Below are 25773 nucleotides of genomic sequence, written 5' to 3' on the forward strand. Positions count from 1 at the left end.
CCATGCGCACTGTGGCTTTTGTTTCGGCCCTGGGGGGCGTGGGGTGTACCACCTTGGTGGCGCACAGTGCGGCGTTGTTGGCCGAGCGCGGGCACCCCGTGGTGGCGCTGGAGTTGAGTGCGCAAAACACCCTGGGCCTGTACCTGGGCATGCGCGAGCAACCCCCAACGGGGTGGCACAGCGCCGTGCAAGCCGGTGGCTGGTTGGGCGATGCGGCACTGGAAAATGCCGATGGCGTGCGCTTGCTTGCGCATGGCCCGTGCGCTGCCCCGCTGCTCCTGGCCGCCCCTTGGCTGGTGCAGCAATTGCAGGCGTTGGATGTGCCTGACCCCACGGTGGTTCTGCTGGACACCCCGCCCCTGCCCGCCCCCTTGGCGCAGCAAGCGCTGGCCTGTGCCGATGTGGTGCTGGTGGTGCTGGACGCGGCTTGGCGTGCCGTGTGCTTGCAAGCGTCTTTGCAGGCCTTGCTGGCCGGTTTGCAACCACACCAGCGCGTGGGGATGGTGGTCACCGGGGTGGACCCGCGCAGCCCCAGCCGCCGCGATGCCTTGGCCCAGTTGCGCTTGCAGTGGCCTGGGCAGCTGTTGCCCTACGTCCTGCACCAGGACGAACACCTGCCCCAGGCCCAGGCGCAGGGCCTGTGCGTGCATCAGATGACCCCCTACGCCCAATCCGCCCACGACTTGCAAGGCATTGCCAACTGGCTGGAGCAGACCTTGGCCCAGCTGCCGCTGGTGCGGCCCCAAGGAGGTGTTTGATGGGCTTACGGTACGCCGTTGCATGGCTGCGCCAGGTGCTGGGGGTGCCACAGGCCGCCCCGTGGTGGCAGTGGGTGTGGCGGGCCTTGGTACTGCCCCCAGAGCAGCGCCCCCAGGGGTGGCCGTTGTTGGCCTGGCTGGGGCGGCATATTGCTACAGTATTAAGAGCTGTTTCCGTTGCTTTTAATTTGATTTTGGAGCCATTACGCATGACTTTGCGCGGATTGGATGCGCTAGCAGCTCTTATAAATAAGCCAAAAACCACGGCGCGGATCGAGCGCTCCGTGCAGCTGCTGATGCGGTATCCCAGCCTGCGCTGGCTGTCTTTGGGCCTGGCCATGGTGGCGGCGGTGATTGTGATGACGACACCGTTCAACTGGTTTGGCCAGCTGTTGTTTTTTATTTTTGCCTGGGCCTTGTCCTTGGTGGTGCGGCGTTTGCCGGGGCGCTTTCCCGCGCTGGCCCTGGCGGCCATCAGTTTGCTGGCCACCGGCCGCTATGCCTGGTGGCGCGTGACGACGACGCTGGAGTTTGAGACCTTGGCGCAAGCCGTTTTGGGCTATGGCTTGCTGGCGGCCGAGGCCTACACCTGGCTGATCGTGGTGTTGGGTTTTATTCAGACGGCGTGGCCGCTCAAGCGTGCGCCGGCCCCTTTGCAAGGCGCAGCCCAGTCCTGGCCCACCGTGGATGTGTTCATTCCCACTTACAACGAGCCGCTGTCCGTCGTGCGCCCGACGGTGCTGGCGGCCATGGCGTTGGATTGGCCGGCCGATCGCTTCAAGGTCTATCTCCTGGACGATGGTCGGCGCGAGGAATTTCGGGCGTTTGCGGCCGAAGTGGGGGTGCAGTACATCATCCGCCCGGACAACCACCACGCCAAGGCGGGCAACCTGAACCACGCCTTGCAGAAAACCGATGGGGAGCTGGTCGCCATTTTTGACTGCGACCACCTGCCCACGCGCTCGTTCTTGAAAACCGCCGTCGGCTGGTTTCAGCGCGATCCAAAATGCGCCATGCTGCAAACGCCGCACCATTTCTTCTCGCCCGACCCGTTTGAGCGCAACCTGGGCACCTTTCGGCGCGTGCCCAATGAAGGGGCCTTGTTTTATGGCCTGATTCAAGATGGCAACGATTTTTGGAATGCCACGTTTTTCTGCGGCTCGTGCGCCGTGATTCGCCGCGAGCCATTGATGGAAGTGGGCGGCATTGCCGTTGAAACCGTGACCGAAGATGCGCACACCGCCCTCAAGCTGCACCGCCGGGGCTACACCACGGCCTATATCAACGAAGCCCAGGCGGCGGGTCTGGCCACAGAAAGCCTGTCGGCCCACGTCGGCCAGCGCATTCGCTGGGCGCGGGGCATGGCACAGATTTTCCGCACCGACAACCCCCTGCTGGGCAAGGGACTGACGCTGTGGCAGCGCATTTGCTACAGCAATGCCATGCTGCACTTTTTCTTTGGGCTGCCGCGCTTGGTGTTTTTGACGGCCCCCATGGCGTATTTGTTTTTCCACATCTACATCATTCACGCGCATGCGTTTTTGCTGGCGCTGTATGTGCTGCCTTACATCGTGCAAGCCGGGGTGGCCAACGCCCACGTACAAGGCAAATACCGCCACACCTTCTGGGCCGAGGTGTACGAGACGGTGCTGGCCTGGTACGTGGCCCTGCCCACCACCTTGGCCATCATCAACCCCAAGCTGGGCAAGTTCAACGTCACGGCCAAGGGTGGGCTGGTGGAGCGCTCCTACTTTGACTGGACCACCTCCTTGCCCTACACCATCTTGATGGTGCTCAACATCGCCGCCTTTGGCGTGGGCCTGGTGCGCCTGTTTTGGTGGAACACCGACGAGACTTCCACGGTGGTGATGAACTTGATTTGGACCGCCTACAGCCTGTTCATGCTGGGGGCCGCCGTTGGCGTGGCCGCGGAAGCGCGCCAGGTGCGCAAAATGCACCGGGTCGCTGCCACCTTGCCCGCCACCTTGTACCTGCCCGATGGCCGCGTCCTGCACGCCACGTGCACCGACTATTCCCTCAGTGGCCTGGGGCTGCAGCTGGAGCAATTGGATCTGGCACAGTGGCAGGCCTTGCCCGTGGGCAGCGAGGTGCATGTCGGCCTGTGGTGGGACGATTGCGAACACGCCTTCTCCGCCAAGGTCATGCTCGATCCGGGCCGGGGCACGCTGGGCGTGGAGTTTGAAAACCTCTCGAAAGAGCAGCAAATCGCCCTGGTGCAGTGCACCTTTGCCCGCCCCGACTCCTGGACGCACTGGAATGACAACCAGGAACCAGACCGCCCGCTGCTGGGGCTGCAGGAAATTACCCACCTGGGTGCCCAGGGCTACCACACCATTTGGACGGCCCTGAAAAACCAGCTGCGCGATCGCTTCGTGAAAAATCGCCCCGCCTCTGCGCCGGCTTGACCCCAACCCACCCCCACCATGCACCACTGGAGTTTTTATTTTTTGGCCAAGCTGGGCTTGTTCTATGCCGGGCGCATGAACTTTCATTGGCCAGCCAACCTGCTGCTGGCCCTGTGCTTGCTGTGGCCGCTGGCCCCCGGACGGGTGCGCACCGTGCGTGCCTGGGTGGCCTGGCCCCTGGCGCTGAGTTTGCTGTATTACGACTCTTACCTACCGGCGATCGGCCGGGTGCTGTCGCAAGTGACCGCCTTGGCGCAGTTTCGGCTGGATTATTTGGCCGAGCTGGTGCAGCGGGCGGTGGAGGTGCGCACGCTGGTGGCGGCCTTGGCGCTGGTGGTGGTGTATGGGCTGTTGGCGCGGCGCATTCGGTTTGCCACGGTGGTTTTTTTGGGGATTTTCAGCGTGCCTGTGGCCGCACTGTGGAGCGCTGCCCCTGCGCCTGCCACCATTGCCTTGGTGCAGGCCGATGGGCAAACCCTGGTGCAAACCCCCGATGCGCAGTTGCAAGCCTTTTATGCCAGCCAAGCCCAGCGCCAGCTCACCCCGGCCCCCCAGGCCGCCCCGCCTTTTGACATTGTGGTGCTGCAGGTGTGCTCCTTGTCGTGGGATGACATGGAGTTTGTCGGCCTGCGAGACCACCCTTTGCTGCAGCGTTTTGATGTGGTGTTCACCCAATTCAACAGCGCGGCCAGCTACAGCGGCCCGGCGGCCTTGCGGCTGACGCGGGGTGCGTGCGGTCAAACTTCGCACCATGACCTGTACGAAGGTGGGGATGCCGCCTGTTACCTCTTCCCCAGCCTAGAGGCCTTGGGCTACACCGCCCAGGGCCTGCTCAACCACGATGGGGTGTTTGACGACTTTGCCAAGACACTGCAAGCGCGCGGTGGCCTGGCAGGGCGGCTGCAGAACCCGCAGGGCGTGCCCATTGCCATGCGCAATTTTGATGGCTCACCGATTTATGCCGACGGGGCCTTGCTCAGCCGGTGGTGGCAGCAACGCCAAACCCAAGGGCCGCAGCCGGTGGCGCTGTACTACAACACCGTGAGCCTGCATGACGGCAATCGCATCGAGGGGGTGGCCTCGCGCTCCAGCCTGGACACTTACAAACCCCGCCTGAGCAAATTGCTGGCCGACTTTGACCAGTTTCTGACCGAATTGGAACGCACCGGCCGCCCTGTGGCGGTGCTGCTCATGCCCGAGCATGGCGCTGCCTTGCGCGGGGATAAATACCAAATCTCGGGGATGCGCGAAATTCCGAACCCGCGCATCACCCTGGTGCCCGCCGCTTTAAAGCTGATTGGCCTGCCACCTGCGAATGCGCCCAAGGCACCCGATGCATCCGATGGACAAGCCAGCACACCGCTGACCGTGGAGGCCCCCGTCAGCTACTACGATGTCAATCGCCTGGTGTTTGATCTGATTGAGCGCAGCCCGTTTGCGGCCGATGCCCCGCCCTGGGCCGAGCGCCTGCAAACGCTGACAACCACCGCGTTTGTCGCCGAAAACGACGATGTGGTGATGATGCGAGCGCCCGATGCGGGGGGCTACCTGATGCGCTCGGGCAAAAGTTCTGCCTGGGTGAACTATGCCCCGTGAGGGGGCTTGCCCGCTGGCTCCGGGCGCAGGTAGCCGATGAATTTCGGGAAGTGCTCGGCCACGGCTGGGCCATCGAATCTCCAGCCTTGGCATTCGCCTAAGAACAAAGGGGGGGTGTCGCCCCCAGTACTAAAGGCCGCGCCAATGCTTTGAAATGCGGCGGTGGCCATGTTCATCAGCAGCTCGCGCATATGGGTGCAACCGGCCACTTTTCCCAGATTGGCCTCAATCGCTTTGCGCCAGCCCTTGGCCATGCAGCAGCCGACCATGCGCTGCATGGCATCCAGGGCAGCGGGGCAGCCTTGGATGGGGTGGGCATCCATGGCCGCTTCAATGGCGTGGACGACCAAGCGCGTATCCACGGTCACGCGGATGTGCATGTGGTGAATGGGCTCACCGGCACGGAAGATGCCGCTGCCCAATCGGGGAACATCCATGGCCTTGGTGTCGATCAGCTCCCCTTCTACATCCCACAGGCCATCGCTGCGCTCAAAGCTTTGGTAGCGCACGCTGCGGATGTGGCGGGGTTGGCGGTCAATCGTCGGGGCAGATAAAGGCATGGCAAGAAAATTCAGCAAAAAAACCGGCCGATTGTGCAAACCTTGGCCATGGTGTGCAGTCACTCTGGTATTGGCGTTTTTGGGATGAAATAGCGCTTTTGCCTTTTATTTGTAAGCGCTTACAGCTATTGAATTTAATTATTTTTAATGCAATCAGCGCCGCATTGCAAGCCTTGTGCAAGACAGCTGGGCCTAAAATGCGCGGTTTTCGTGCGGCATCCAGAGGCAGCAAGTCTTTCGGAAGCCGTGATTTTTCACTTCTCTTGTGTGATCAGCATGTCTTTCGAAAAAGTCACCCCCGGCAAAAATGCCCCTGAAACCTTTAACGTGGTGATTGAAATTGCCGCCAATTCCGACCCTGTCAAGTACGAAGTCGATAAAGAAACCGGCTGCGTGTTTGTCGATCGCTTCATGGGCACCGCCATGCACTACCCCTGCAACTACGGGTATGTGCCCCAAACCCTGGCCGGTGACGGCGATCCGGTGGACGTGCTGGTGCTGACCCCCTTCCCCCTGCCCAGCGGCGTGGTCGTGCCCTGCCGCGCCATCGGCATCCTGGAGATGGAAGACGAGTCCGGCGTGGACGGCAAAGTGCTGGCCGTGCCCACCAAAAAAATCCTGCCCGCTTACGACAAAATCGAAACCCTGGACGATGTGCACACGCTGACCTTGCAGCAAATTGCCCACTTCTTTGAGCACTACAAAGACCTGGAAAAAGGCAAATGGGTCAAAGTGCTGGGCTGGAAAGGCGTGGACGCAGCGCACAAAGAAATCGTTGATGGCATGGCCAACTACCAAGGCTAAGCCGCTGGCGCTGCGGGCTTAAAGCCCAACACTGCCCACCAACGCCCACCACTAGGCAGTCTGCGGACTGCCTTTTTTGTGGGCGGCGCTGGCGTTGGGGCCTGAGCGCCGATAATCGCCGGTTTTGGTTTTACAAAGGGGCAGCGGTGCACACAGCGGAGCAAACAGCCGTGCAAACGCAACTACGCGTACTGCAAAGCAATGGGGTGTTGGGCGATTGGGCGGCCAATGTGCAGCAATTAACCACGGCGGCCGAGCAAGCCCAGCGCGATGGCGTGGCCTGCCTGGTGCCCCCGGCCCTGGCCCTGTGTGGCAGCCCCGTGGCGGGCGACTATGTGCTGCGCCCCAGCTTTTTGGCAGCGGTGCAAACCGCCTTGCACCAGCTCATCAGCGCCAGCACCGCCTGGCCCGATGTGGCGCTGGTGCTGTCCTACCCCGCAGTGCAAGACGGCGTACTGGTGCATGCCGTCAGCGTGGTGCGCAATGGGGCGCAGATTGCCCACGGCGGCCAGCAGCATCTGCAGGGCGATGCCGCCTTGCTGCGCCATTGCCAGCCCATGGTGGCCGCACCGTGCCAGTTCAGCATTGGCGCAACCCGGCTGGCCGTGCTGCTGGGCCAAGATGCACTCACCCCGGCCTGCGCCCACGCGGCGGCGGCCTGCGCCCAGGTGATTGTGGCCTTGCCCCTGCAAGCCTTTTATGCCGGCCAACCCCAGGCGCTGGAGGCCGCGCTGGCCGCGCAAGCCCAGGCAGTGCAGCGGCCCGTGGTCAGCAGCCAGTGGGCGGGCGGGTTTGACCACTGGGTGTTTGCCGGGGGCAGTGTGGCCAGCAATCGGCACGGGCACGTGGTGCAAAGACTAGAATATTTCGTAGCTGCTTGCGCTGATATAACAATAAAAAATGACGATTTGTCAGCCAATTCCTTATATCCAGTGCGGGAGCCACTCTGTATTTTGTGGCAAGCCCTGGTGCAAGCGGTGCGCGATTACGTGGAGAAAAACCGCTTTCCCGGCGTGTTGCTGGGCCTGTCCGGCGGCATTGATTCGGCCCTGGTGCTGGCCATTGCCGTCGATGCCCTGGGCCCGCAGCGCGTGCGCACGGTGATGATGCCCTCGCCCTACACGGCCGACATCAGCTGGAAAGATGCCCAAGCCATGGCCGATGGCCTGGGCGTGCGCCACGATGTGATTGAAATTACCCCCCAGGTGCAAGCGTTTGAAACCGCTTTGGCCCCGTTGTTTGCGGGCACCCAGATGGACACCACCGAAGAAAACCTGCAGGCCCGCTGCCGGGGCACGCTGCTGATGGCGCTGTCGAACAAATTTGGCCACGTGGTGCTGACCACCAGCAACAAAAGCGAGGTGGCCATGGGCTACGGCACCTTGTACGGCGATATGGCCGGCGGCTTTGCCGTGCTGTGCGATGTCTGGAAAACCGAGGTGTTTGCCCTGGCCCGCTGGCGCAATGCGCACGACCCGTTGCATACGGGGTTGGTGGCACCGATCCCCGAGCGCATCATCACCCGCCCGCCCAGCGCCGAGCTGCGCCCCGATCAAAAAGACGAAGACAGCCTGCCGCCCTACGAGGTGCTCGATGCGCTGCTGCGCCAGTACCTGGAGCACAACGCCAGCCCGGCCCAGCTGGAAGCGGCGGGCTATGCCCCCGAGGTGGTGGCAAAAACTTTGCGCCTGCTGCGCCTGAGTGAGTACAAACGCCGCCAAGGCCCCGGCGGGCCGCGCCTGTCGCCCACGGCGTTTACCCGCGACTGGCAGATTCCGATGACACATCGTTTTACCGGTTAGCCCTTTATTTTTCTGTGCTACTAGCTATTGTTATTTTTCTGGAGTTGTTATGAAAATGATCACCGCCATCATCAAGCCCTTCAAGCTCGAAGACGTGCGCGAGGCTTTGGCCGAGTGCGGCACCGTCGGCTTGACGGTGATTGAGGTCAAAGGCTTTGGCCGCCAAAAAGGCCACACCGAGCTGTACCGGGGCGCGGAATACGTGGTGGATTTTTTGCCCAAGGTGAAGGTCGAGGTGGTGGTGAACGATGCCGACGTGGATCGCTGCCTGGATGCCATCGTCAGCGCGGCGCGCACCGGCAAAATTGGTGACGGGAAAATTTTTGTCACCTCGGTGGAGCGTGTGATCCGGGTGCGCACCGGCGAGCTGGACGAGGCAGCGATTTAAGAACGTGTGCACGATCTTAGAACGTGTTCACGATCTCCTCATGGGTGTGCGGGCGCGGCTTCGGGCGGTCTGCGTCGTTGCAAATCCTCGCAATAGCCAAGCTATTGCTGTGGTTTGCGCCTCGCAACCCATCCCGAACCGCATCCCCCACACCTTCATTCGAGATCATGAACACGTTCTAAGCGCTGCAGGCGGGCGGTGGTTTGCGCTGTGCAGACCACCTCGGGTGGCGGGGCGTTATCGCTACTCCTGCCAGTGCGCACTCCAGCGCTCGCCCCAATTGCCGCTGTTGCGGGCCGTGTCCAAATCGCGGCGTTGGCGTTTGGTGGGGCGGCCTTGGCGTTGTTGGCTGATGGCGGCGGCCGGTTCGGGGGCCAGGCGGCGCTGCACAGTCAATTGCAGGCGCTGTTGCTGGCTTTCTTCGGTTTCGTAGTAGAGCAGTTGGGCCACAGTGGCAGGCCCGCGCATCGCCGATAGTGCCCGCACGATGACGGTTTTTGGCATATTGCCCTGGCGCAGGGCAATGGTGTCGCCCACGCGCACCTCGCGGGCGGCCTTGGCGGTGCTGCCATTGATGCTGACCCGGCCTTTGTGGATTTCTTCGGCCGCCAGGCTGCGGGTTTTAAAAAAGCGGGCCGCCCAGAGCCATTTGTCCAGGCGCACGCCGGTGCTGGGGGTGGAGTCGGGTTTTATTACAGACATGGTGGCATATCGGCCCAACTGGGGGCCGGGGTTTGGCCCGCCACGGGCAAGGCGCGGGCCAGCAGCACGGCGCGGGCGGTGGCAATGGCCACGGCTTCGGCGGCCAGGGTGAATAAAGTCATTAAATCCAGCGCTTTGGGGGCTTGGCCGGTGCCCAGGGCAAACAAGGTGTCGCCATCGCTCATGGTGTGCACGGGATTGATAGCGCGGGCCAGGCCATCGTGGCCCACGGTGGCCAGGCGCTGGGCCTGGGCTTTGGTCAGTGCCATATCGGTGGCGACCACGCCAATGGTGGTGTTGCTACCGGCCAGCAAGGACTGGGGCGCATGGCCTTGCAGCAGGGCATCGCGGGCCCCCAAGAGCTGGCGGCCATCGCTGCTGCGGCAACCGGCCAGCAATTGCCCGCTGCGCGGGTGGTACACATCGCCCACGGCATTGCAGGCAATCAAGGCCCCCACGGTGACCCCATGCACGGTGAAGCTGGCCGTGCCAATGCCGCCTTGCATGGCGCGGTCAAAACCAAAAATTTTGCCCACCAAGGCCCCCGCTCCGGCACCGACGCTGCCCTCGGCCGGACGCTGGTGTGGGGCCGCCGCGCATGCGGCCTGGCAGGCGGCATACCCGGCCGCAGCATCGGGGCGGATGCGCATATCGCCCACCGTCAGATCAAACAGCACGGCCGCCGGCACCAAGGGGAGGCGGCCTACGCCAATGTCCAGCCCCGCGCCGTGCTCTTCCAGCCAGCGGGCGGTGCCACTGGCGGCATCCAGCCCCCAGGCGCTGCCCCCGGCCAGGGTGATGCCATGGACGTGTTGCACCAAGTGGCTGGGGTGGAGCAAATCGGTCTCGCGCGTGCCGGGCGCTGCGCCGCGCACATCGACCCCGGCGGTGGCCCCTTGCGGGCACAGCACCACGCTGCAGCCGGTGGGGCGATCGGGGTGGGTGAAGTGGCCCACGTGCAGGCCCAGCACCTGGGCAAGGTGGCCGTTGTGGGCCAAAAGGTCGTCTGTCATAACATCAATAAAAAGAGCTGTTACCGCTTGCAGGATAAGCGAAAACAGCTCTTTTTATAGTAAAAATTAGCCGGTTTTGTGGCGGTAGCTGGTAAACACGCTGGTGTTCACCCCGCTGCCCAGCATTTTTTTGGTGACCAGTAGCACGTCGTAGGGGTCTTGGCGGCCGTTGTAGGCGGGGGTGTCCATGCCGGGGCTGCCGATGACCATGCCAGGCACGGTCAGGCCCAGGGCCTTGGGCTTTTGTGCCAGCAGCTTGCGCACATCGCTGGCGGGAACGTGGCCTTCAATCACATACCCCCCAATCAAGGCGGTGTGGCACGAGCCCAGTTCTGGCGGCAGGCCCAGCTTGGCGCGTACGGCGGTGTTGCCGGTGTCGTGGGCGGTGACGGCAAAGCCGTTGTCCTGCATGTGCGTGATCCAGTCGTGGCAGCAGCCGCAGGTGGGGTCTTTCCACAGCTCTACCGGGATGGGCTGGGCGGTGGGGGCCGCAGCCCAGCTGGCCCCGCTGGTGGCGGCCACGGTGGCCAGGGCGGTTAGGTGCAAAAGGGCGCTGCGGCGCGAGGGGCGGTGCTGTGGCATAAAAAACCTCAAAAGAAAAGACCTGTGATAGAGGGGGGCTGGGGCCTTGAAAGTTCCCGCTGCTGCGCTGGGGCTGATACCCGGTACCCGGTATCCGGTACGGCCTACACCACCACGTAGCGCCCTGGGCGGTGGTTCATGGACAGCACCTGGTTGAGCACCACCCCGGCCAGAATCGACCACAGCGCCCGGTCAAGCTCCAGCAGGGCAAAGGCGCTGATCAGGATGAGGCCATCGAGCACCATTTGCACATGGCCCACGCGCCAGCCGTAGCGCTCTTGCAAATACAGGGCCGCAATGGCAATGCCGCCCAGGCTGCAGCGGTGGCGAAACATGATCAGCATGCCCACCCCCACCAAGGTGCCGCCCGCAATGGCGCTGTACGCCGGGTGGATGCTGTGCAGGGCTAGCCAATGCGGTTGCAGCTCGGTCATGAGCGACAGCAGCCCCACGGCGCAAAAAGTTTTCAGGGTGAAGGCCCAGCCCAGCTTGCGCACCGCCAGCCAGTAAAACGGCAAATTCAGCACAAACAACCACAGCCCCAAGCTGGTGTGGGTGCTGTAGTGCAGCACAAAGGCCAGCCCGGTGATGCCCCCAGTCAGCAGCCCCGCTTGTTTAAAAAACGCCACCCCCAAGGCCACCAGCAAAACACCGGTGGCAATGGCAGCGCCATCTTCTAGCAAGGTGTGGGCAGGGGCTTCGGGGGCAGAGGTGAGGATGGCCGGGGTGGCAGCATCACTGCGGGCAGAGGAGGGGGGCATGGTGTTTCAAGAAAAATCAGCGCGATTGTAGATTTGCGCTGATTTCCTGCGGCAAAGGGGTTTAAGCCTTCTGCCCTTTCCACCGGCGCAGCCGCAAGCCATTGGCCACCACCAGCAGGCTCACCCCCATATCGGCCAGCACCGCCAGCCACATGCTGGCGTGGCCGGTGAGGGCCAGGGCAAAGAACACGAGTTTGATGCCCAGGGCCAGGGCGATGTTTTGCCACAGCACATTGCGGGTGCGGCGCGACAGGTGCACGGTGTCGGGGAGGCGGCGCAGATCGTCGTGCATGAGGACGACATCGGCGGTCTCTATTGCCATGTCCGTGCTGTGGGCACCGCCCATGGCAAAGCCAACATCGGCCTGGGCCAGGGCCGGGGCATCGTTCATGCCGTCGCCCACCATGGCAGTGGGGCCGCTGGTTTGTAAATCGGCCAGCAGGCGCAGTTTGTCCTCGGGCAGCAGGCCGCCTTGGGCGTGCGCAATGCCCGCTTGGGTGGCCACGGCGTGGGCGGTGGCGGGGTGGTCACCGCTGAACAGGTGCACTTGCAGCCCCAGGGCGTGCAGTTGGGCGATAGCGGCCGGTGCTTCGGGGCGCAGGGTGTCGGCCACGGCAAACCAGGCCAGTACCTGCTGCGGTGTGGCCAGCAGGCTGATGCTGCGGCCCTGGGCGGCTTGGGCCTGCACGATGGCGGCAAGCGCCGGGGTGGCCAGGCCCTGCTCTTGGGCCCAGCGCAGATTGACCAGAAAGAGGGGGTGGCCATCGGCCCGCTGGGCCTGCACGCCGCGCCCCGGCAGGGCGGTAATGTGCTGCACTGTGGGCAGGCTGGCCTGGACGATGCTGGCTTGCAACCCCTGGGCAATGGCTTGGGCGACGGGGTGCTCGGATTGGCTGGCGATGGCGTACGCGGTGCGTGCGCACTCTGCCGCATCAGCGGTAGCGCTGGCTTGGGCAGCGTTGTCTGCGCAGCCCAGAACTTGCCAGTCTTGCAAGCTGGGGCGGCCCGTGGTGAGGGTGCCGGTTTTGTCCAGGGCGATGTGGCGCAGGCGGTGGGCCGTTTCCAGCACGCTGCCGCCTTTGAGCAGCAGGCCCTGCCGTGCCGCCGCCGTCAGGCTGCTGACGATGGTGATTGGTGTGGACAGCACCAGGGCGCAGGGGCAGGCAATGACCAGCAAGGCCAGCGCTTGGTAGAGGGCATCGGTCGCGCTCCAGCCTAGCAGCCACGGGGCCAGCGCGGCCAGGGCGATGGCCAGCACCAGCACGATGGGGGTGTAGATGCGGGCAAATTGATCCACAAAGCGCTGGGTGGGCGCCTTGCGGGCCTGGGCCTGGGCGACCGCTTGCACGATGCGGCTCAGCAGGCTGTCGTGGCTGGCCTTGTCCACGGTGATGAGCAGCAGGCCGTGCTGGTTGATGCTGCCCGCCCACACGGTATCGCCTGGGCCTTTGTCCGCCGGGGTGCTCTCGCCGGTGATGGGCGCTTGGTTGATGCTGCTGAAACCCTCGGTGATGGTGCCATCCAGCGGAATTTGCTCGCCCGGCAGCACGCGCACAATGGCGTGCAGCGGCACGGCCTCCAGTGCTGTGCTGGCGTAGCGGCCATCGGCCTGTTGCACTTGGGCGGTGCTGGGGGTGCTGGCCAGCAATTGCCCAAGGGCGTGGCGGGCGCGGTCCATGGCCTGGTCTTCCAGGCGCTCGGCGGCAACGTACAGGGCCATCACCATGGCCGCCTCGGGCCATTGGCCAATCAAAAAGGCCCCGGTCACGGCCACGGCCATCAGGGCATGGATGCCCAGGTGCCGGTTTTTCAGATCGGTTAAGCCTTGGCGGTAAATGCCCAGGCCGGTTAAGGCAATGGCCACCACGGCCAGCGCCATGCCAAGGTAGTGCAGGGCGGGCCACTGGCTGTGCCCCCAGTGGGCGGCTTCGGCCCCCAAGGCCAAAATCAGCGCGGCGCTGATGCGCGGCCACGAGGGCAGAGCGCCATGGCTATGCCCGTGGTCGCCACCGCCAGGGTGTGCCCGTGGGGTGGAGGGGCTGCAGCCAGTGCAGCAGCTGGGGCTTGATGGATGTTTCATTTATTAGTAAAAAGCTCTAAAAACGTTGTATTTAAATCGGTTAAAGCTCTTATTTTTGATTATTCAGGGCTGGGCGATGGGCGCTGAAACCGCAGCAGGGTGCGCGTGCGGGCCTGGGCGTGCTCGACGATGGGCTGGGGGTAATCCACCCCCAGGCGCAGCCCGCAGGCGGCCAGCTCGGTTGGTTTCATGGCGGCGGGAAAATGCAGGTGTTTGTCCGGTACGCGGGCCAGTTCGGGCAGGTAGCGGCGAATGAAGCGCCCCTGGGGATCGAATTTTTGCGATTGGAGGATGGGGTTGAAAATCCGAAAGTACGGCTGTGCATCGCACCCTGTCGAGGCGGCCCATTGCCAGCCGCCGTTGTTGGCGGCCAGGTCATAGTCGTTCAGGTGCTGGGCAAAAAAGCGCTCGCCCCGGCGCCAGTCAATCCCCAGGTGCTTGGTCAGAAAACTGGCCACCACCATGCGCAGGCGGTTGTGCATATAGCCCGTTTGCAGCAACTGCCGCATGGCCGCATCCACCAGGGGGTAGCCCGTGCGGGCTGCGCACCAGGCTTGCCACAGGTCGGGGGCCTCGTCCCATGGCACGTCGTCGTATTCGGGCTTGAAGGCGTGGGTGACCACCTGGGGGTGGTGGTACAAAATCATGAAATAAAAATCACGCCAGGCCAATTCAGCCAGCCAGGTTTGCGCCCCCTGGCAACCGGTCGCCGCCTGCTGGGCTGCCAGTGCGGCCAGCTGGCGGATGGAAATGGTGCCAAAGCGCAGATGCACCGACAAATACGAGACTCCTTTGCGCCCCGGAAAATCGCGGGCCTCGTGGTAAGCGTGCAGGCGCGGCAGAAAGTCTTGCAGTAGTTGCTGGGCCCCGCTCATGCCCGTGGGCAGTGCCAGGGTGGGCAGGTTGGTGGGCGTAAAGCCCAGTGCTTCTAGCGTGGGCAGGGGGGTGCTGGGGCTGGGCAGCGCCGCCAAATGCTGTGCATAGCGTTGCACGGGGTAGGGCGTGCGTTGAAACGCATCGAGCTTTTGCAGCCAGGCGCGTTTGTAGGGGGTAAACACGCTGTAAGGCTGGCCTTGCTGGGTCAGCACCTCGTTTTTTTCTAGCAGCACCTGGTCTTTGTAATCGCTGAAGGCGATGCCTGCCGCGTGCAATGCCTGGGCGGCTTGCTGGTCCCGGGCGATGGCGGCCGGCTCATAGTCGCGGTTGGTCAGCACTTCTTGCACGCCCAGCTCTTGTGCCAGTTGCACGATGCACGGCACGGCCGGGCCGTGGCGCACGATCAGCCCGCCGCCGGGCACGCCATGCTCCCAGGCCAGCTGCTGCAAGCGCTGGTGCAGCTCCAGCACGCTGGCGTGGATGAACTCAACCCGCCGGTCACAGCGCGTGGGCAGGGCATCCAGGATGTCGGTATCAAAGACAAAGGCGCAATACACCCGAGGAAAACGGCGCAGTGCGTGGTAGAGGGCGCTATGGTCATCGCAGCGCAGATCGCGGCGCAGCCAGACAAGCGCGGCAGGAGGGGCGGAGGGCATACGAAGAGGGCAGTGTATGGGGGCGTTTTTTAGGAGGCCAAGGTCAAAACCACCGGCGTGTGGTCGCTGGGCTGCTTGTTCTTGCGGGGTGCGCGGTCAATGTGGCAGGCGCTGGCCTGCGGTTTGAGCGCATCGCTGATCAAGATGTGGTCGATGCGCAGGCCCCGGTTTTTCTGGAAACCCAGCATGCGGTAATCCCACCAAGAAAAACTTTTTTCCGGCTGCTCAAACAGGCGAAAACTGTCGTGCAGCCCCAGGGCCAGCAGCTGCTGAAAATGGGCACGCTCTTCGGGCGTATGGTGAATGGTGCCGGCCAGGCCAATGGGGTCAAACGTATCGCGGTCGTCCGGGGCAACGTTGAAGTCCCCCATCAGCACCAAACGCGGGTAGTGCGCCAATTGGCTGCGCACCCATTCGGTCAGCGCGGCCAGCCAGCGCAGCTTGTAGGCAAACTTGTCTGTGCCCGGCGCTTGGCCATTCACAAAATAAGCATTGATTAAGCGCAGGGGCCCCTGCGCCGTGGCCAGGGTGGCGGTGATGACGCGGGCCTGCTCATCGGCAAAATCGGGCAGGTTGCGCACCACTTCACTGATCGGCAGGCGCGAGACGATGGCCACGCCGTTGTAGGTCTTTTGCCCGTGGCTCACGCATTGGTAGCCCGCAGCCTCCAGCTCCAGGTGGGGGAATTTATCGTCGGTGAGCTTGAGCTCTTGCAGGCCGAGGGCATCGACCGGGTTGGCCTCCAGCCACTCGAGCACCTGGGGCAGGCGCACGGTAAGGGAATTGATGTTCCAGGTGGCAATTTTCATTTTTATAAAAACTCATTTATTTTCAATGAGTTAATTGATATTTTTTTGAATTTCTAGCTCTAGCTACCCAGCTAGCTACCCAAAAAATAAATGTTTAAAAAGTTTGGTGCTTACTTCCTTCTATCGTATCAGTCGCTAAGTTTCCGCTGTGTGAGCGTGTTTTAAGAAAAGGGGGCTTAGTCCCTGTGCTGGAAGCAGTGGTGCGCAGCATGCCTTTGAGCACCAGCACATATTCGAACACCTGCAGCGCTGTATCAGTCGCCCAGCTGCTCACCTCAGCATGCTCAAGGCTTGACGGCATCCACAGCCCATCACACCAGCCACAGCTAACCTGCCACTTGGTGGCGCTGATCCTTTCAAACACAGGCGGCTGCAACTGTGCCGCTTTCCAGCGCCTGGCAATCTCTAGCTGCAACTGCGCTGACAGTGCGCCCTCCCCTTGCAGAACCAAGCCCAGCCCCAAACCGATGCCCCAGCCTGCTTGCTGTAGCTGAATGATGGTCAAGTTGGGCCAAGCAGGTGCCGCACCGAAGGCCCTGGGTAGCTTGACGGTTAGCGTTGGCTGGCCTTTGCGCAGGTGCATCGCTAATGACAAAGGCAACGCGTCTATTCCACTGCCCACCTGCAGCGTTACCGTCGTGGCATTGTGCAATTGCGCTTTCAGCGTGCGCTTTACGCCCTGCCACCAATACAGCCTTAATGTGGGTGCGTCATCCAGCGCTTGAAACTGTCGTTCGTGCCACGCTATGCGCCTGGCCAAAGCCCTGGCACTCAACCCCATCGCTTCAGCCATTTCTTGCACTGCCAACATGAGGTGCCCATGCGCAGGCGCTTGCCCCAGCACTCGCCTTGCAAACTTCAGTACCCAAGGCACATCACAGCGCCCATGATCTAGATGCCACAGCACAGCCCGAACTGTCTCGACGGGTTCCTCTCTGGCTTCTTGAGCAATCGACTGAACCTGCACAGCTTCCCGCCATTGCAACCAGCTGGCCGCATCGGTAATGCCTTGGCCCTGCAGGAACACAGTGAGCCCACGCAAAATCCGAACAGCTTTGCGTGCCATTCCTGCCTCTGAAACTTCACCTTGCCATAGCAATATCGCCAACTCTTCATCTTCAGAGGGCTCGTATTGCCTCAGTAGAGACACTAACCTGGCAAAGCTCACCAACCCTTGCTGGTGCACTGCATTGCGTGCGAATGCCTGCCATGCAGCAGTACGTTCGGGGATGGCCTCAACCACCTGCAATGCTGCATCAACCAGTTCCAACACCATGGCCGATTGCAGCTGTATGCATGGGCTTACTGTGTGCACATAGCGACCGGCCCCTGCATGGGAGTTGGAACAGCATGAGCACTGCCCACTGCATGCATGCTGAGCTGGCGTTGCGCTATCTAAAGCTGGCAACGTCATCACCGCAGCCAACAAACGCCTGTAGCGAAAACTACTCAAGTGATAAGGATGCATGGCTGACCTTTCAAAAAAATCGGCACGCCGCAACCGCACCTGAATGCGGCTTCAACAGCCAGCACCAGGCACACAACGTGCACAAGAGGGAAAACAAGAAAAGAGAGAAGGAACCTGCTGCTCAAGGCAGCTGAATTGCCGTACCACGGCGGCTACGCAAACCGACTTGCACCACCGTCTCGACAGTGGCTTTTTCTGACCAGCGGGCGTTGGTGTTGCGCAGCTTTTTGCTGCCCCAATGCTCCAACAGCGCATTCCATGGGGTCAGGGGTATGCCTTCCATCAAGGGATCAAGAACCAGCAGGGAATGCGGCTTGTCATCGGCATACATCAGCCCTACCGCCAGCACCCAATGTGTGTAGCTATCTGAGCTAAACCGAATCAGGCACACATGGTCTGATTCCAAGGCTTCGACCGTGCGAGCTGCCACGTCACGCTGAAGATGACGACATTGAACTTGATCGTCAAACGGAGCAATCTGCTCTTTAATGTGCGTTGTTGAGCACCCTGCAAAGTACCGCGTCTGCCCTCTCAGGCAAGTTTCCAGCAAGCGTTCATGCAGCTCAACTTCATGTAAGTCACCACGCGATATCACGCCAAGCAACATCAAAGCCATCAGCACACAGTGGTGGCCACAGGCCATGTCGTTGTCGCCCTGGCGCAGCAGCAGCTTGTTTTGATGGGCAATCGCACCTGATCTGCCAAAGCTCAGTTGTGAGTGCAGTACGCAGCGCCGCCCCAGCATCAGTACTCCTGAGGGAGCAATAGCGTGGTGCAACTGCGGTCAGCTTCCGTGATGATCCACAACGTTTCAGTGGGGGTGATCGCATATACCGACATCAGCCGTGACCCATACTGCAAGGCATCAGCGTTCACCTGGCGATCTTCGGTACAGATATCGCCCCAATCGCCTACTACGTGGCGCTGAATGAACGACAACGGTGACAGCTGATAGGTTTGCAGCAGCTCCAAAGCGCCTGGCGTAGCTAACACCTGCCCCAAAGGGAACAGGGGCAAGCTAACACCTGCTTTTTGCGAAGAGGCAGAAGATGAATCGTTTGGGCATGCGGCGGCCTGACTTGTCTCTGTCATAGATAACTCCAAAAAAGGGGGAATGGGAATGAAATGCTCAGGGATGCTTGCAGTCACCCCAGAATGCTGAACCGCCACATGACGGGCACAGCTACGCCGCACTGGCTTTTGCAAGCGAGCGCAGGTGACTCACCTGATCTATTCAGGCGAAACAGGTAATCAAGGGTGGATAGCTCAAGACACTGAGCGGGAAACCTAACTTGCACTAGCGAGTGCACCGAGCAGCGAACGCTAGCATTTTTATAATATCATTTTCAAATAAAGAAATCAATACTTATAACGATTTTGAACGTTTGTATCAATTTAATTGGCTGGTTTTGAAGGTCAGTGGCGCAGGTTTGGCAAGCCCACCCCCTCGCTCAAGCGGGCCAGTGTATGTCCGCTGTGCAGCGATTGCTGCCGGTGGGGGCGGTCAGACGCACTCACGCTAACTGCCCCGAAGCGGTTGTTGGGCACGACGACTGGCGCTGGCCCGAGTGGCGGCTGTGCGAGGTACCGCAGTCATAAGACTTCCGCGACCCTATTGGCACCGCGCTACCGACCGCTTCCCTATCACCTGGACTGGCGGTTTCGACCCGTTGCAGTCATTCAGCTGCCGATAACGCGAACGTGTTATCGCAGGCAAAAAATGGCCCCCAACTGGGGGCTCATAGCTCAATGTGCATTTCCAAAGGCTGGCCCAGGCCCTCGACCACGATGCGCATTGATACGTGCATAGATTGTTGAGGCTGGGATGCCTAAAAATTTCTCGATGGCTGGTACGTTATAGCCTTGGTCGTACAGCGTTTGCAGGATCTGGTTCTGATCATGTCTGGGCTTACTGTTGAACATGGCTCTATTGAAATAGTCTTGGATTCCTGGACCAAAAAACATTTGCTTCTCCTAGGTAGTTAAGAAGAAGCAATGTTAGCACGCTTAATTTAATTTTTAAAGCAAGCTAATCATTGATCGACTGGTTGCCAGCTGACAGGAGCGCTGCAAACTTGGCTAACTCTTGATTGAGTCACGTTGTAGTTTAGGGCGACATCGCGCCCACCAATGCCATTTTGGATATCGAGCTGGATCGCAATTTTGCGTAAGATGATGATCTGCTTCTGAAGAAGATCTACATGATTCGCTTGCATTTGAGTCATCATTTGTGAGTGTGTTTGCATCCCATTTGTCCATGCAAGTCGGGTGACCATCAAACGCTTCTTCATCTCAGGGATAGCGGTTGCGAGTACCGCGATGGACTGTTCCATCGAACCCAGCATAAGCTCCAGGTTGTCCAAGTTGTCTTCATTTGTATTTACAAGCATCATGAAATTTTATACGGTAGTTTGCTAATTTTTAGCATAAATCTTGACTTTTGACGCAGAACTACGTTGTGTTGCTTGTTCGGCTGTTATGGATTCCACGCGACGCCAACAGTATGAAAAATTGAACAGATCGCTTGCTGTAGGGACAACACTGCATATCGACACAATGTCTGCAATTGGCCGGAACTACGAGTTCGCGGCGACGCCCGGTAGCCCCTTCAGCACATGTGGACGCAAGCCCGGCTGGTATCTGGCAACAGGTGGGCTCGCGAGCGCATTCTGCAGGTCCCTCAACTCGATGGGAGACCATCATGGAAAATGCAGACAACACCACTCATCGCGAGCCGTGGAACAAGGGCAAGATCGTCGGACAGAAGGCGCCGTTCAAGCTCAAGGACATCTGGGCGCTGCGTGTCCGTCTCGAGATGGAGGGCCGAGTGCGCGAACTCGCCCTGTTCAACCTGGGCATCGACAGCAAGCTGCGTGGCTGCGATCTTGTCGCCCTGAGGGTGCGGGACGTGTCTCATGGTGATAAGGTCGCCTCGCGCGCCATCGTCATGCAGCACAAGACCCAGCGCCCGGTACAGTTCGAGATCACCCAGGCCACTCGCGATGCGTTGCAGGCGTGGATCAAGCGGGCTGGGCTGAAGCAGGAGGACTTCCTCTTCCCCAGCCGACTTCACGGTTCACCTCATCTGGGCACTCGCCAATACGCCCGGATCCTCGGGCACTGGGTCGACGAACTGGGGCTGGAGCGCGCCGACTACGGCACGCACTCGATGCGTAGGACCAAGGCGACGCTGATCTACAGGCGCACCAAGAACCTGCGTGCCGTGCAATTGCTCCTGGGGCACTCCAAGCTAGAGTCGACCGTGCGATACCTCGGCATCGAGGTCGATGACGCCCTTGAGATCTCCGAACAGACGGAGATCTGACGGGGCGGAAGTCCCGCCGCCCCGATCCGGGCGTTGAGGCGGCGGGACTCGAATGGCTGCTGACCGGCGCCCGGCCCAGCTCACACATTCGGCCAACAGCGGCCGCCCGGAGCGAGGCCGCGCACAGTAGGTTCAGGCTGATCTGAGTCGTTTGCGTTCGGCGGCTTGAGCGACCGCTTGGGCCATGCCAGCCAATTGGAGGGCTGAGGCAAAGCTGCGTCGATGCCGTGAGCGCTGCACTTTTGCACAGACAATAAGCTGCTCCTTGGTGCAAGGTGGCTCTTGGTGCTGCTTACTCCGCCTTGCCCGCGATATCGCGATGCCGTCTGAAATGGAGTGCTCGGTGATGCGCTTGCAGCGTATCCCCAGACGCCTCTTGGGGGCTGAGTGGTGAAATTCGTTCGGCTCCAGTCCGCATGCGATGTCGACTCTAGTTTGGGCAGGGAACTCATGTTTTTATGTGGTTTAATCTCATTAAATCATTATTTCTCCACAGCGTGACCTACGAAGATTTTCTTGTTGAGCTGAACAAGGCTGGCCTCAGCGTCAAGCGTTTTGCTGACTTAATCGGCATGCAGCCTAATTCGGTTTCCAACAACAAGAAGAGGGGCGAGGTCCCTGTCCATCTCGCACTGATCGCCACTCTCCTCGCTGAAATGTCCGCCCGTCAGATTAATTACGAACCCGTCATGGCACGAGTGCAACCGCTCAAGAAACGGGCACGTGGTGCTGCAGTGGAGGGGCGGTTTGCAGGCGATAAGCAGACCACGCTGGGGTTCGTCAATGAATGAGCTTCCAAGCGAGCGCTCACTGAACCGCGCGAAGACCTCGGCACAACCCGGATGGCACGGTTCATGAGTGCAGAGATCGATTCCCGGTGGGTCAGCGCCCTGGCACTCGACCGGCGTCGGGTGCCCGAGTTCTATGCTGCGGGCAGCAGTGTCGGTGCAGGTGCGCATGCCGACGCGATCAACTTTGTGCTGGACGAATTGGGGCTGTCGGCTGTCAGTTGCATCAACGGCGTTCCAACGATTGGATTTCTAAGCGATCCAAACGTTTCCGTGGAACATGTGAATAAGCTCCACCGAATCCTGTGGAACCAGGGCTTGATGAGCCTGCTGCTCGTCATTCGCGATGACGAGCTGACGGCATACTCACTGGTACAGCGGCCGTTGTACCGCGACGAGGGGCGTGGCAAGGATCCGCGGCTGGTCAAAACACTCAACCTGTTAACTGACGCACTTGCGCTGCGCGAACTGCTCGATGCTACGGAGTCTGGACGGTTCTGGTTCGAGAACGACGGTTACTTTAATCCAGACAACCGGGTCGACAACGTCCTGCTGGTCAATTTGCTCGCAGCGTTTCAAGGGCTCAAGGACGAACTGGGCGCAGAACCGGCCCAGGCGCTGTTGATGCAGACGATGTTCGTAGCCTACCTGGAAGACCGGCAGATCATCGGAGAGGCCGTCTTCCGTGTCGCGTCACAGGATCGCTATGGAAGTTTCCAGGAACTGCTCGACGCCGGAAAGCCTGCACCTTTTGAGAAACTGTTTGCTTGGTTGCATGAAGCATTCAACGGTAACCTTTTCAAGGCGCCGTGTGCCTTCGAAACCGGGGACGGACTACCGCCAAAGCTGAATCCCGCTCATTTGGGCGTGCTCGCACGGTTTCGTCATGGCCGCGAGGACATGGCCACTCAGCAGCTTCGGTTTTGGGGCTATGACTTCCGATACATGTCGATCGGCCTGATCAGTGCGGTCTACGACCGATTTCTGAAGGAAGAGGCAGCCAAGAAGAACGCGGATGGAGCGTTCTACACCCCGATGTTCCTGGCCGACATCGTCGTCAACCAGCTCTGGTGCGAGCTGACCGACGATCAGAAGGCCAATGGCATCTATTGCGATCCGGCATGCGGTTCCGGCATTTTCCTGGTGCGGTTGTTCCAGCGCTTGGTAGCGCATCACTGCCAAGTCAAAGGCAAGCGACATGCCACCTGGGCAGAGCTCAAGGGCGTCGCCAGTCGACTGCACGGCGGTGACATTAACTCGTCGGCAGTGCGTGTCGCAGCTTTTTCACTCTACATCGCGCTCCTTGAACTCTCTAGTCCTTCTGATCTGCCCAGACTCATCAAAGCCGGGAAATTGTTGCCACCGCTTTACGGCAAAACGCTGCATCCCGGAGCGGACTTCTTCAGCGTCCAAGAGGTGCCAACGTATGATGTGATCATCGGAAATCCCCCTTGGAAGGGACGCGCAGGATTGGCGACGACCGCGCAGAACTGGACCATGACTAACGGGTATCTCCTACCCGCCAAAGACATCGCATGGGGGTTTGTGTGGAAAGCACTGGAAAGCGTAAAGGCCTCTGGGCTCATAGCGTTCCTGCTACCCGCAATGGGAACCCTGCACAACACCGACAGCCAAGGCGCACGCAAGATGTTGCTGGAGCAGTCCAGAATTCGGCGGATCATCAATCTGTCGGATCTGTGCTTCCAGCTATTCGATGGAGCGGCGCGGCCCACCGCCTTTGTACTTTACGGTCCGCAACAACAGAAGACCCCCTACCGATTTGAGTACTGGGTGCCCAAGGCTGACCTCAACCTTCGACTCAAACGACAGGTGACGCTCTCTCGGGCGGATCGCCTGACGCTCCGCTCCGACCTGGTCGCAAGCGATCCAACTGTGTTCAAGCGGCGGCTGTGGACGCGCGCTCCAGAAGAGCGGCTTCTGCAGTATCTCCGGACAATGCCTCCCTTGTCATCATTTGTTCATGTGTTCAAAGAGTTCAAGCGCGCCAAGTTGGAATTCAACCGCGACGAGCATTGGGTGATTGGGCAGGGCTTCCAACCAGCACAGGAGGATCGCCTGGATGATGATGACTACCAGACGACTACGGCAGAGATCGTGACCCGTCTACCGTACTTGGACGCGAGCCAGTTTCAGGCCGTTGCACTTCCGAAGGTAGAGAGCGCGCCAAGGCGTGAGTCGCTCGTGCGTCGGGCCGGCTTCGAAGCCGGGTTCCGCGGACCTCACATCATCATTCCACAAGGGGTAGAGCGCGCTGTTGGGCGTGTGCGAGCAGCGTTCAGCAATCAAGACTTCGTGTTCCAGCATTCGCTTCAGGCGATGACAGTGCCACCTAGACAGGCGCACAGAGGGATGCTGCTCACAGCCGTCCTGAACAGCAGCCTAGCCGCTTGGTTCTATTTCCATGCCACCGCAAACCTCGGTGCCGATCGAGCGAAGGTTCATCAGGGTGAATTGCTCAAACTTCCATTCGATGTCCCCGAGAACATGCCGGATCCGGAGAAGGCACTGAAGGCGGAACGGGAACTCGTCGTACTGATCAAGCGCGAGATGGCGAACGCGCAGAAGTTGCTTGTCGCCCAAGATGACGTCTTGAGCAAGATTGACCACCTAGTGTTCGATTACTACGGTCTCGACGTCAGTGACGTGGCCATCGTCGAGGACACGGTTAACGCCATCATCCCTGCCATGCAACCCAGGCGCAGCGCCGGGTTGCAACCCATCTGGGCTGCAGCTTCGCCAGTTCAGCGCGAGGCCTATGCGACCATGCTGTGTGAAGCCCTCTCGCCACACTTCCGCGCGCCCGTCAGTGCATCGTTGGTGGCGCGCTCCACAGATGTTGCCGTGTTGAAGCTGATGATCGGTGATGATGCGGTTGCGCCGTACGCAGAGAACACCGCTAGTGAGTTCAACGAATTCCTGCCACCGATCACCGCTAAGCTGTCTATGGAAATGCCAGGCAACGTGCAACTGATACCTGATCTGCGAATTGTGGATGGCCGCGACATGTATCTCGTGAAGCCCACCGCGGTTCGGCACTGGCTACGATCCACTGCACTGGCGGACGCAGAGCAAATCGCCGCGGAGTTGGCGGCTGCTGCTGCCCGCCATGGAAAGGAAGGGGGGCTTCGTGCTCGCGGGTAGCCCTGGAGTCTGGATCGCACATTTCCGAGACCTTGGCGAGCAGATGGCCGAAGCGATTGAGGATGCATGGCCGGTCTGCATCAAGCCTTTGCAATCTAGGAAGGGCGCAATGACGCATGAGGATCACATCACAGTGCATCTCGTAAAGGCTCTTAGAAGGTCCAAGAAAGTACCAGGCCGCATTGAGTACCAGTATTCCTTGCAAGAAGAGCACGCCGACGGCTACGTGACGACGCCAAGCAGCATTGACTTCGTATTAACCGTGGGGGACGATGAAGAAGTCTATTTGGCCTACGAATGCAAGCGACTGAATGTGATCTATGGGACCCGAGTCCGCAACTATTGCGGGCCGTACGTTGACGACGGCCTGATGCGTTTTGTATCTGGTCAATACGCCAAAGGGCTTCCGATGGCGACGATGATCGGCTATGTCATGAACGGCAATAACGCCACTGCGCGCCAAGGACTACGCCGGGTGATGAAGCTGCGCACTGTTGCCCTACGACTGACCGCTGAGCAAGATCGTCTCTCAATAGCAGGGCGCCCCATGCGATTCGCTTCCACGCACGATTGCAGTTCCGGGCACAGTATGAGTGTCGAGCACCATCTCTTGCCCTGGCCGTAATAGTTCACTAGACCTTCGAATACAACCTGGGCGAATTTCATGGTTCTGTGATTCCCCTTACATAAATCTTGGCTGCGAAATCCAATGACTGCTTGGTGCGAGCTAGTGTGAGCTCGACCTTCAGACGCTAAGGACTGCAATCACAGCACAGGGCGCGCATTCATTGACGATGCTTGAATGGCGACATCGGGTCGATTGGCGACAGTCGCAAAAGGCCATGAGCAGACATCCGTAGTGCACCTCCGAACTACAGCTTCAGGTTGGGAGCTGCCGGCCGCTCGTACACCCATGAATGGACGGCTGCCAAGAAGAGCGAGAGCGGCCATTCGAGCGCGGCCCGGCTCTCCGGTCAAATCTTAAGACCTTATTCAGCCAGCGTAGTCACTCATGGACAGTGGCGGCGAGAAGGCCCATCTTCATGACCTATTAAGTCCGCCCTGAACCGTACCGTTCTCAGCCGCAGGCCAGTCGGTGCTTGTGAAATTCAATGTCCCTCACACTCAGTTGCTAAGGCCATTTTTCCGGAAGATTCCAAGCCTTTGAACCACTCTCTCTTCAAGGACTGCTTGACATCCTCGACCTTCAAAGAAGC

23 protein-coding genes are annotated in these 25773 nt (G+C 60.5%); 11 read left to right on the forward strand and 12 right to left on the reverse strand.

Features of this window, described 5'->3' with window-relative positions; all coding sequences use genetic code 11:
- Nucleotides 1-2: 2 nt before the first annotated feature.
- The 3 genes from bcsQ to bcsG are packed head-to-tail and all read left to right on the forward strand — an operon-like array spanning nt 3 to nt 4780.
- Complete coding sequence (gene bcsQ, locus J1777_RS00710) at nt 3-758, forward strand: cellulose biosynthesis protein BcsQ (protein WP_207573919.1); 756 nt, start codon at nt 3-5, stop codon at nt 756-758.
- Nucleotides 758-3184: a UDP-forming cellulose synthase catalytic subunit gene (gene bcsA / locus J1777_RS00715; RefSeq protein WP_207573920.1), complete on the forward strand. Its 2427-nt coding sequence runs from the start codon at nt 758-760 to the stop codon at nt 3182-3184. The genes bcsQ and bcsA overlap by 1 nt, the downstream gene beginning before the upstream one ends.
- 18 nt (nt 3185-3202) lie before the next feature.
- Nucleotides 3203-4780: a cellulose biosynthesis protein BcsG gene (gene bcsG / locus J1777_RS00720; RefSeq protein ID WP_207573921.1), complete on the forward strand. Its 1578-nt coding sequence runs from the start codon at nt 3203-3205 to the stop codon at nt 4778-4780.
- On the opposite strand, the gene J1777_RS00725 is transcribed toward bcsG, so the two are convergent.
- Nucleotides 4768-5340: a DUF2889 domain-containing protein gene (locus J1777_RS00725; RefSeq protein ID WP_207573922.1), complete on the reverse strand. Its 573-nt coding sequence runs from the start codon at nt 5338-5340 to the stop codon at nt 4768-4770. The genes bcsG and J1777_RS00725 overlap by 13 nt on opposite strands.
- 276 nt (nt 5341-5616) lie before the next feature.
- Here J1777_RS00725 and ppa point away from each other — a divergent pair, with 276 nt between their 5' ends.
- The 3 genes from ppa (at nt 5617) to J1777_RS00740 (ending at nt 8334) form a co-directional block, all read left to right on the forward strand.
- Nucleotides 5617-6144, forward strand: coding sequence for an inorganic diphosphatase (gene ppa / locus J1777_RS00730; RefSeq protein ID WP_207573923.1), 528 nt, complete (start codon nt 5617-5619; stop codon nt 6142-6144).
- A 170-nt stretch (nt 6145-6314) separates the two neighbouring features.
- Nucleotides 6315-7946 (forward strand): NAD+ synthase, encoded by a 1632-nt coding sequence (locus tag J1777_RS00735; RefSeq protein ID WP_207573924.1) that lies wholly within the window; start codon nt 6315-6317, stop codon nt 7944-7946.
- Between the two features lie 49 nt (nt 7947-7995).
- Nucleotides 7996-8334 (forward strand): P-II family nitrogen regulator, encoded by a 339-nt coding sequence (locus tag J1777_RS00740; protein ID WP_207573925.1) that lies wholly within the window; start codon nt 7996-7998, stop codon nt 8332-8334.
- Nucleotides 8335-8577: 243 nt separating this feature from the next.
- On the opposite strand, the gene J1777_RS00745 is transcribed toward J1777_RS00740, so the two are convergent.
- The 8 genes from J1777_RS00745 to J1777_RS00780 form a co-directional block, all read right to left on the reverse strand.
- Complete coding sequence (locus J1777_RS00745; RefSeq protein WP_207573926.1) at nt 8578-9036, reverse strand: RNA-binding S4 domain-containing protein; 459 nt, start codon at nt 9034-9036, stop codon at nt 8578-8580.
- Nucleotides 9027-10049, reverse strand: a complete 1023-nt coding sequence (locus tag J1777_RS00750) for a P1 family peptidase (protein WP_207573927.1) — start codon at nt 10047-10049, stop codon at nt 9027-9029. Before J1777_RS00750 ends, J1777_RS00745 begins: the two co-directional genes overlap by 10 nt.
- Nucleotides 10050-10115: 66 nt before the next feature.
- Entirely contained in the window at nt 10116-10631 is a 516-nt protein-coding gene (locus J1777_RS00755; protein WP_207573928.1) for a DUF411 domain-containing protein, read from the reverse strand.
- 104 nt (nt 10632-10735) lie between these two features.
- On the reverse strand, nt 10736-11392 hold the full coding sequence (locus J1777_RS00760) for a YitT family protein (protein WP_207573929.1): 657 nt from the start codon (nt 11390-11392) through the stop codon (nt 10736-10738).
- Between the two features lie 61 nt (nt 11393-11453).
- Nucleotides 11454-13472 (reverse strand): heavy metal translocating P-type ATPase, encoded by a 2019-nt coding sequence (locus tag J1777_RS00765; protein ID WP_207573930.1) that lies wholly within the window; start codon nt 13470-13472, stop codon nt 11454-11456.
- 59 nt (nt 13473-13531) lie between these two features.
- Nucleotides 13532-15004: a cryptochrome/photolyase family protein gene (locus tag J1777_RS00770; RefSeq protein ID WP_207573931.1), complete on the reverse strand. Its 1473-nt coding sequence runs from the start codon at nt 15002-15004 to the stop codon at nt 13532-13534.
- 29 nt (nt 15005-15033) lie between these two features.
- Nucleotides 15034-15813: an exodeoxyribonuclease III gene (gene xth / locus J1777_RS00775; protein ID WP_207573932.1), complete on the reverse strand. Its 780-nt coding sequence runs from the start codon at nt 15811-15813 to the stop codon at nt 15034-15036.
- Nucleotides 15814-15907: 94 nt separating this feature from the next.
- Nucleotides 15908-17089: a hypothetical protein gene (locus tag J1777_RS00780; protein WP_207573933.1), complete on the reverse strand. Its 1182-nt coding sequence runs from the start codon at nt 17087-17089 to the stop codon at nt 15908-15910.
- A 74-nt stretch (nt 17090-17163) separates the two neighbouring features.
- Between J1777_RS00780 and J1777_RS00785 the strand changes: the two genes are divergently transcribed.
- A complete protein-coding gene (locus tag J1777_RS00785) occupies nt 17164-17415 on the forward strand; it encodes a hypothetical protein (RefSeq protein WP_207573934.1) in 252 nt (83 codons plus the stop codon).
- Here J1777_RS00785 and J1777_RS00790 read toward each other — a convergent pair.
- From J1777_RS00790 to J1777_RS00800, 3 genes are all read right to left on the reverse strand, one after another.
- On the reverse strand, nt 17403-18026 hold the full coding sequence (locus tag J1777_RS00790; protein WP_207573935.1) for a hypothetical protein: 624 nt from the start codon (nt 18024-18026) through the stop codon (nt 17403-17405). The genes J1777_RS00785 and J1777_RS00790 overlap by 13 nt on opposite strands.
- Nucleotides 18026-18373 carry a type I restriction endonuclease subunit M gene (locus J1777_RS00795; RefSeq protein WP_207573936.1) on the reverse strand — a complete coding sequence of 116 codons (348 nt, stop codon included), beginning with the start codon at nt 18371-18373 and terminating at the stop codon, nt 18026-18028. Before J1777_RS00795 ends, J1777_RS00790 begins: the two co-directional genes overlap by 1 nt.
- A 941-nt stretch (nt 18374-19314) precedes the next feature.
- Nucleotides 19315-19674: a hypothetical protein gene (locus tag J1777_RS00800; protein WP_207573937.1), complete on the reverse strand. Its 360-nt coding sequence runs from the start codon at nt 19672-19674 to the stop codon at nt 19315-19317.
- A 308-nt stretch (nt 19675-19982) separates the two neighbouring features.
- Here J1777_RS00800 and J1777_RS00805 point away from each other — a divergent pair, with 308 nt between their 5' ends.
- From J1777_RS00805 to J1777_RS00820, 4 genes are all read left to right on the forward strand, one after another.
- Nucleotides 19983-20606 (forward strand): tyrosine-type recombinase/integrase, encoded by a 624-nt coding sequence (locus J1777_RS00805; protein WP_207573938.1) that lies wholly within the window; start codon nt 19983-19985, stop codon nt 20604-20606.
- 458 nt (nt 20607-21064) lie between these two features.
- Entirely contained in the window at nt 21065-21397 is a 333-nt protein-coding gene (locus tag J1777_RS00810) for an XRE family transcriptional regulator (protein WP_242700314.1), read from the forward strand.
- A 63-nt stretch (nt 21398-21460) separates the two neighbouring features.
- Entirely contained in the window at nt 21461-24556 is a 3096-nt protein-coding gene (locus tag J1777_RS00815; protein WP_207573939.1) for an HsdM family class I SAM-dependent methyltransferase, read from the forward strand.
- A gap of 43 nt (nt 24557-24599) precedes the next feature.
- A complete protein-coding gene (locus tag J1777_RS00820) occupies nt 24600-25181 on the forward strand; it encodes a hypothetical protein (protein WP_207573940.1) in 582 nt (193 codons plus the stop codon).
- The last annotated feature ends 592 nt before the right edge of the window (nt 25182-25773 follow it).

The sequence above is a fragment of the Comamonas denitrificans genome, from assembly GCF_017368815.1.
In the GTDB taxonomy this organism is placed as follows: domain Bacteria; phylum Pseudomonadota; class Gammaproteobacteria; order Burkholderiales; family Burkholderiaceae_C; genus Comamonas; species Comamonas denitrificans.

Coding starts and splice junctions, on each gene's coding strand:
- bcsQ (WP_207573919.1), top strand. CDS start 3: ATGCGCACTGTGGCTTTTGTTTCGGCCCTGGGGGGCGTGGGGTGTACC.
- bcsA (WP_207573920.1), top strand. CDS start 758: ATGGGCTTACGGTACGCCGTTGCATGGCTGCGCCAGGTGCTGGGGGTG.
- bcsG (WP_207573921.1), top strand. CDS start 3,203: ATGCACCACTGGAGTTTTTATTTTTTGGCCAAGCTGGGCTTGTTCTAT.
- J1777_RS00725 (WP_207573922.1), bottom strand. CDS start 5,340: ATGCCTTTATCTGCCCCGACGATTGACCGCCAACCCCGCCACATCCGC.
- ppa (WP_207573923.1), top strand. CDS start 5,617: ATGTCTTTCGAAAAAGTCACCCCCGGCAAAAATGCCCCTGAAACCTTT.
- J1777_RS00740 (WP_207573925.1), top strand. CDS start 7,996: ATGAAAATGATCACCGCCATCATCAAGCCCTTCAAGCTCGAAGACGTG.
- J1777_RS00745 (WP_207573926.1), bottom strand. CDS start 9,036: ATGTCTGTAATAAAACCCGACTCCACCCCCAGCACCGGCGTGCGCCTG.
- J1777_RS00750 (WP_207573927.1), bottom strand. CDS start 10,049: ATGACAGACGACCTTTTGGCCCACAACGGCCACCTTGCCCAGGTGCTG.
- J1777_RS00755 (WP_207573928.1), bottom strand. CDS start 10,631: ATGCCACAGCACCGCCCCTCGCGCCGCAGCGCCCTTTTGCACCTAACC.
- J1777_RS00760 (WP_207573929.1), bottom strand. CDS start 11,392: ATGCCCCCCTCCTCTGCCCGCAGTGATGCTGCCACCCCGGCCATCCTC.
- J1777_RS00765 (WP_207573930.1), bottom strand. CDS start 13,472: ATGAAACATCCATCAAGCCCCAGCTGCTGCACTGGCTGCAGCCCCTCC.
- J1777_RS00770 (WP_207573931.1), bottom strand. CDS start 15,004: ATGCCCTCCGCCCCTCCTGCCGCGCTTGTCTGGCTGCGCCGCGATCTG.
- xth (WP_207573932.1), bottom strand. CDS start 15,813: ATGAAAATTGCCACCTGGAACATCAATTCCCTTACCGTGCGCCTGCCC.
- J1777_RS00780 (WP_207573933.1), bottom strand. CDS start 17,089: ATGGTGTTGGAACTGGTTGATGCAGCATTGCAGGTGGTTGAGGCCATC.
- J1777_RS00785 (WP_207573934.1), top strand. CDS start 17,164: ATGAGCACTGCCCACTGCATGCATGCTGAGCTGGCGTTGCGCTATCTA.
- J1777_RS00790 (WP_207573935.1), bottom strand. CDS start 18,026: ATGCTGGGGCGGCGCTGCGTACTGCACTCACAACTGAGCTTTGGCAGA.
- J1777_RS00795 (WP_207573936.1), bottom strand. CDS start 18,373: ATGACAGAGACAAGTCAGGCCGCCGCATGCCCAAACGATTCATCTTCT.
- J1777_RS00800 (WP_207573937.1), bottom strand. CDS start 19,674: ATGATGCTTGTAAATACAAATGAAGACAACTTGGACAACCTGGAGCTT.
- J1777_RS00805 (WP_207573938.1), top strand. CDS start 19,983: ATGGAAAATGCAGACAACACCACTCATCGCGAGCCGTGGAACAAGGGC.
- J1777_RS00810 (WP_242700314.1), top strand. CDS start 21,065: ATGTGGTTTAATCTCATTAAATCATTATTTCTCCACAGCGTGACCTAC.
- J1777_RS00815 (WP_207573939.1), top strand. CDS start 21,461: ATGAGTGCAGAGATCGATTCCCGGTGGGTCAGCGCCCTGGCACTCGAC.
- J1777_RS00820 (WP_207573940.1), top strand. CDS start 24,600: ATGGCCGAAGCGATTGAGGATGCATGGCCGGTCTGCATCAAGCCTTTG.